The organism is Methylocaldum sp. (assembly GCF_039794385.1).
GTDB lineage: Bacteria > Pseudomonadota > Gammaproteobacteria > Methylococcales > Methylococcaceae > Methylocaldum.
The window spans coordinates 1-2597 of sequence record NZ_JBDIVO010000503.1 but is presented as its reverse complement, the minus strand read 5'-3'; the positions used below and the strand labels follow the sequence as shown (position 1 = coordinate 2597).

Annotated in this window: 1 protein-coding gene; it reads right to left on the bottom strand. The window is 58.5% G+C overall.

The window, feature by feature from the left end; genetic code table 11:
* Positions 1-953 precede the first annotated feature (953 nt).
* Positions 954-2597: tape measure protein (locus tag ABJK70_RS23385; protein ID WP_347259297.1), on the bottom strand; the 1644-nt coding region annotated here is incomplete at its 5' end.

Here is a 2597-nt window from a genome sequence, read left to right as displayed (position 1 = left end):
CATCTACCAGGAGAATGCCGATCATAACGTCAATGGCTAAAACTGGACTAGAGCGCTTACCTTAGAATATGGCGGAGAGGGAGGGATTCGAACCCCCGGACGGGATCAACCGTCAACGGTTTTCAAGTCCTTCTCTTCGCTTCTCCTCAGTCCCAAACTGGGCGTAAGTGTACCATTCTGCGCCGGTTTCAGTAAAACCAAATACTGTTTTGTACCGTTAAATTTTTGGTATTAATCGGCAGTTTGTTTGCAAGAATGTTTGCAAGTTGGGCGCGATGATCAATAAAAAACCCGGCCAAGCCTACCCGGCCGAGTTGCCGCCTGCTTCTCAACTAACCAAAAGGAGTTGAGCGGTAATGTTCAGCTTAGAACAGAATCGGCAGGCTGCAACCGGGTAGGCCGTCCCAATCGGCGATCTCGGACGGATGCCGGTATTTCGTGCGGTTCGGGTGCGTGGTGGCTTCCATGCCATTTTCCACTATACATTCCCCGTGCCAATCTCGCAGCCAGGATTGGCGCGGCTTATCGATTGGCGCGATTCTTTCAAATAACGCCGTTCAGCTCCACGGCAAATGTCATTCCATACTAATCTATGTGGTTTGACCGCGCTGGCACGGTGAATGCTTACGAGGTGAAAATTGCGCGGACGGCCTACCGGTCGGAAAATTTTCCGACCGGTAATAGACGTGCGACCTTCGCGCGCGCGGACGGCCTGGACGAAAACCGAAGCCGACGCACCTTAAACTGGTGCGACCTTCGCGCGCGCGGACGGCCTGATAGATCGGAAAATTTTCCGATCTTGAACCCAATGCGCGACCTTCGCCGCCGAAATGCTGAATCGGGACGGAAACGGCAGGCATAAAAAACCCCGGTCGAGCCCAAGGCTGCCGGGGTTCTTCTGGTGCAACTAGTCTCAACTACGATGCCGCTGAGCAGGCTAAGGCGATGATACGCTACCAAGCCGCGCCCATCAAGCCGGAATCAACATCGACTTGCAGGCCCTTGCTGGACATCTGGTTGACTCGCGCCGGCACGGAGCCATCGATCTTGATTCCGATTTTCGCCTCTTTTTCGCTCATGGACCGCAGCGCTTCCGCCACGATGCGGTCCACCGATGCAGATCCGCCCCGCCCCGTGAACGGTGACGGTGTAGCGACTCTCTCTTGCGGGAAGGGAACAACATTTCCGCCCGATCCGGAAAGCCCGGATGCCGGAGCCGTCAACGCTTTGAGTTGTGGCGACAGGGGTTGCGTCAACAGTGTGCGACGTCGGTCGATGTCCGCCAGCTCGCGAGCGCTCCACGCCAGGAAGGAATTCGGCAGGAGCGGCCCGAGCACCCGTACCTTCCGCAAGATGGACTCGATCAGGCTATCGATCTTGAGCCCGATCGAGTTGGTGATTCGCTCCCATTGCTCCGGCCATAGCGTTTCGAGCGGGTTCCATAAGCCCGTCAGTATGGCTACGGCGATGGTGCCGGCGGTTAATAGCGCCATGAAGGGATTGAGCGACAGCGCTGCCGTGAGCTTGAACACGGCAGCGATCAATGGCCCGGTGATGGTCGCCGCTATCCCCAAAAATCCGAGCTTGATCAGATTGGACCAGCCGCCGACGTTTCCCGCCAAGGTGCCGATGGATCGCCCGACCGCACGGATTCCGCGCAATGCTTCCTCAAGGAAGTCCTGAATCGCGGTGCCGGTCTGCTTCGCCCAGGCCTCCAGGCTGCCATCGGCCGCCATGCGGTTGATGCGTTCGAGCAGATCGGACAGCTTGCCCTTCATCCAGTCGAACAGCCCTGAGTTCATGACGTTCAGCTTGAAGCGGTCCCATTGGTCCCCGATCGCCTGCCACATGAACGTCCAGTTCTTTTGCTGCTTGGCCATCGCGCCCCCGTATTTTGAATTCCAAATGGATTCGAGGGTGCCGACGATCGCGGCGCGGTTGTTCTTGTCGGCCGACTTCCGCATGGTCTGGCCGTTGACGGTGTACTCGTAGACGATCTTCTTGCCGACGGTACTCGCCCGGATCCCGAACTCCTTTAGCCGCTCATTCTCTCCGGTCATGGCATCGGCCACGGCTTCGACCGCCTGCATGACGGGCTTGCCCATCGCGGCGCCGGTATCGCCCAGCGTCCGCAGCAGGCCGTTGGTCGGGTCGAGTCCGTAGGCCCGCATTTTGACGAAGGAATCGGTCACCTCGCCGAGGGAAAACGGCGTTTCCGCCGCGAAATTGGAGACCCACTTCATGGATTCCCGAGCCTTCGCGCTGCTACCCTCCAGCTGCTCCAGGACGGATTGGAACCGCTCGAACTCGGCGGCCGGGTCGACAAAAGCCTTCTTGAACAAGAATCCCGCCCCGATGCCGAGCGCCCCAAGCTTTGCGCCGAGTGACGTCGCCTCGCGGCCGACATCGGCCAGGCCCGTTTTCACGGCCGACAAGCCCGAGAGCCGCGCGAATTTGTCCATTTCGAACGATAGCCGCTTGACGGGCGCGTTCATCGCCTGCAATTGGCCGTTGAGCTTCTTGATCGGGCCGGTGGCCTGATCGATGGTTTTCAGCAGGATCGAGAGACTGAGTTTTTTTCCGGTTGCCATAGTGCT